Genomic DNA, 3,038 nt, shown 5'->3' on the forward strand with positions numbered 1-3,038 from the left:
GTGCCGAGAGAGCCCTCCAACCGGGTGGCCTACGATCCGTGACCAGGTACAGAACGTGAGGAAAGGCCCCCCGTGACCACTGGGACCCCGGCGCCACCGCGCCCGGTGCGCATCGCTTCCGCGCTCACCGTCCTGCAGGGCCTGGGCGGCATCGCGCTGGCCGTCGCCCTCGTGATCCGGGTGATCGGCGGGTCGAAGCCCGCGGGCCCGATCCTCGGCGCCGCCGGTGTGCTGGTGATCTGGTTCGGCGCGGCGATCCTCGCGGCGGTCCTGCTGTTCCGGGGCCAGTACGGCGCGCGCACGCCCGTCATCGTCACGCAGCTGCTGCTCCTGGGCTGTGCCTGGTACGCCTACGGCCCGTCCGGCCAGCAGCTGCTGGGGTCGCTGGGAGGCATCTACTGCGTCCTCGTGCTCGTGCTGCTGTTCACCGCCGACGGCCGCCGCTGGGCGCTGGGCGACGACTCGGCCGATCACGACAAAGCCGACTAACGGAGGGTGGTCAGCCTCAAACCAAAGGGTGAAGCTGTGCGTGGTTGCTTAACCACTCCCTGCACTCACGAGGTGACCAACCATGCGTGTTATCACCGCGATCGCGGGCGCCCTCCTGACGGCGCTCTCCCTCGCACCGCTGACGGCCTCGGCTGCTCCCGAGGAGCCGAACATGTCGCCGATGATCATCGGCGGCAGCAACGCCTCGAACTTCCCCTACGGGGCGCGCCTCTTCGTGAACGGGCAGCAGAACTGCTCCGCCACGAAGATCGCTCCCACGTGGATCCTGACCGCGGAGCACTGCGTCGCCTCCTCCGGCACGTACACGTTCCGCGCGGGCAGCCTGGACCAGACCTCCGGCGGCCAGCTCGTCACGGGTAACCAGATCATCAAGCACCCGTCGGCCGACCTGGCGCTCGTCCGCGTCAGCACGTCGATGTCCGCGCCGTTCTCCCCGCTGGCCTCCAGCAGCGACGGCGTGACCACCGGGCAGACCGTGCAGCTCTACGGCTGGGGCGCCACCTGCACCAACCAGCCGGAGATCAACTGCCAGTCGCGCTACCTGAAGGTCGCGAACACCAGGGTCACGAACCCCAACGGGTCCGACTACCGCGGTGGCCGCGCGATCTCCGTCCAGCGCGTCGACGGCATCGCCGCCGGTGGTGACTCGGGCGGCCCGATGTTCGCGAACGGCCGCCAGGTCGGCGTCGCGTCCACCTCGGACCGCGCGACGCGGTCCAACTACACCCGCATCGCCACCTACCGGTCCTGGATCACCCAGAACGCCGGCGTCTGACACACGGCTCCACCAGCGGTAACCCTGCGATGGCCCTCGGCTCCGGCCGGGGGCCATCACCCTGCGTGTTCACTAATGGTGGATGGACACGAACGGAGTAGCCGGTTACCGTGCCTCCAGCGTTCGCGCCGCTCGGGAGCAGGTGAGGTGCGCAGTGCAGGACGGCCCGAAGCGGGTGGCGACAGGCGTCGGTTCCGAGCGCCCGAACATGGCCCGCCTGTTCGACTACTACCTCGGCGGAGCGCACAACTTCGCGGTCGACCGCGTCCTCGCCGAGGAGAGCATCGCGAAGTTCCCCGTCGCCGAGATGGCGCGGACGATCAGGTCGTTCTCCCGCCGCGTGGTGCGGCTGTGCGTCGAGGAGTACGGCATCCGCCAGTTCCTCGACCTCGGCAGCGGCATCCCGACCGCGGGCAACGTCCACGAGGTGGCCCAGTCGATCGACCCGTCGTGCCGCGTCGTCTACGTCGACCACGACCCGATCGCCGTGGCGCACGCCCGCACGATGCTGCGGGACAACCTCGACGCCGCCATCGTCCAGTCCGACGTGAGTGACGTCGGCGCCGTGCTGCGCGACCCCGAGACGCGCCGGCTCATCGACTTCACCAAACCGACCGCCGTGCTGATGGTCGGCATCCTCCCGTACGTCGTCGACGAGCCCGCGGGTGTCGTCGCGCGCTACCGCGCCGCGTTGTGCGAGGGCAGCGTCCTCGCACTGACCCATCTCACGAAGGACGTCGAACCGGAGCTCGTCGGCCAGCTCGTCGACCTCGCGGACGGCATGAGCACGCCGCTCGTGCCGCGGTCCAAGCAGGACGTCGAGGACTTCCTCTGCGGCCTGCGGCTGCTGGAGCCCGGTCTGGTGCTCGCGGGCCACTGGCGGGCGGACGGCGAGCTGCCCGGCGCCTCGGCCGCGGCGGACGCGTCGACGTACGGCGCCGTCGGGCTGGTCTGAAGTTCGCGGGAACGGCAAGGGCCGGGCCCGACGTGCGGACCCGGCCCTCAGGTGCCAGAACTCAGTAGGCGGCGTTGTACTGCTGCGCACCGGCCAGGGCGGCCGGGCCGCGGTACTGCGCGTTGCCGAAGCCGAGGATCGCGTAACCGACGATGCTGAACAGCCACAGGCCGACGATGCCGAAGACGGCGTCCTTGCCGAACGACTTCGCGATGTCGATCGACAGGATCGCGAGCACGACGAAGTTCACGCCGGGGATGCAGAGCAGCACCGTCCACCAGCCCGGACGGCCGCCGATCTTGGTCAGCACGTACAGGTTGTAGATCGGGACGATCGCGGCCCAGCCGGGCTGACCGGCCTTCGCGAAGGTCTTCCACATGACGATGACGCCGATGACGGCGAAAACGAGCGCGATGATGCCGAAGACGGCGAACACGCCGAGCAGTGCGGCGGTGTCGGCCTCGGTGAGAGTCGGCTGTGACGGGTCCACGGTCTTTCCTTCTTTCCACGCTTGCTGGTGCCGGGGGATCGGCGAGCGGGGACGCTGCCAGCACCGCAGACCCGTCCTGTGTGGAATTCCCGTTTCGTGAGCCTTTCGAGACCTTCCGTCAACCTTCAGAGCGAGAGCCGAGGTTCCGCAACGCCTCGTCCGCCACCCGCATGACCGTCCACTCGTCCATCGGGACCGCGCCGAGCTTCTTGTAGAAGCCGATGCTCGGCTCGTTCCAGTTGAGGACCCACCACTGGAACCTGGTGTAGCCCTTGGCCACGCACTCGCGTGCAAGTGTCTCCAGCAGT

At 69.1% G+C, this 3,038-nt stretch carries 5 protein-coding genes; 3 read left to right on the top strand and 2 right to left on the bottom strand.

The window, feature by feature from the left end:
• The first annotated feature begins 72 nt into the window (after nucleotides 1–72).
• From VF330_RS41245 to VF330_RS41255, 3 genes are all read left to right on the top strand, one after another.
• Nucleotides 73–489, top strand: a complete 417-nt coding sequence (locus VF330_RS41245; RefSeq protein ID WP_330857204.1) for a hypothetical protein — start codon at nucleotides 73–75, stop codon at nucleotides 487–489.
• An 82-nt stretch (nucleotides 490–571) separates the two neighbouring features.
• Nucleotides 572–1,285: a S1 family peptidase gene (locus VF330_RS41250; RefSeq protein WP_330857205.1), complete on the top strand. Its 714-nt coding sequence runs from the start codon at nucleotides 572–574 to the stop codon at nucleotides 1,283–1,285.
• Between the two features lie 142 nt (nucleotides 1,286–1,427).
• Nucleotides 1,428–2,240 carry an SAM-dependent methyltransferase gene (locus tag VF330_RS41255; RefSeq protein ID WP_330857206.1) on the top strand — a complete coding sequence of 271 codons (813 nt, stop codon included), beginning with the start codon at nucleotides 1,428–1,430 and terminating at the stop codon, nucleotides 2,238–2,240.
• A gap of 61 nt (nucleotides 2,241–2,301) precedes the next feature.
• Here VF330_RS41255 and VF330_RS41260 read toward each other — a convergent pair whose 3' ends face one another.
• A complete protein-coding gene (locus VF330_RS41260; protein WP_330857207.1) occupies nucleotides 2,302–2,730 on the bottom strand; it encodes a DUF5684 domain-containing protein in 429 nt (142 codons plus the stop codon).
• 118 nt (nucleotides 2,731–2,848) lie between these two features.
• Nucleotides 2,849–3,038: GNAT family N-acetyltransferase (locus VF330_RS41265; RefSeq protein ID WP_330857208.1), on the bottom strand; the 190-nt coding region annotated here is incomplete at its 5' end.

It is taken from the genome of Lentzea sp., assembly GCF_036380075.1.
In the GTDB taxonomy this organism is placed as follows: domain Bacteria; phylum Actinomycetota; class Actinomycetes; order Mycobacteriales; family Pseudonocardiaceae; genus Lentzea.

Excerpts from the sequence above, each read along its gene's own strand:
- VF330_RS41250 (WP_330857205.1), top strand. The coding sequence starts at position 572 with ATGCGTGTTATCACCGCGATCGCGGGCGCCCTCCTGACGGCGCTCTCC.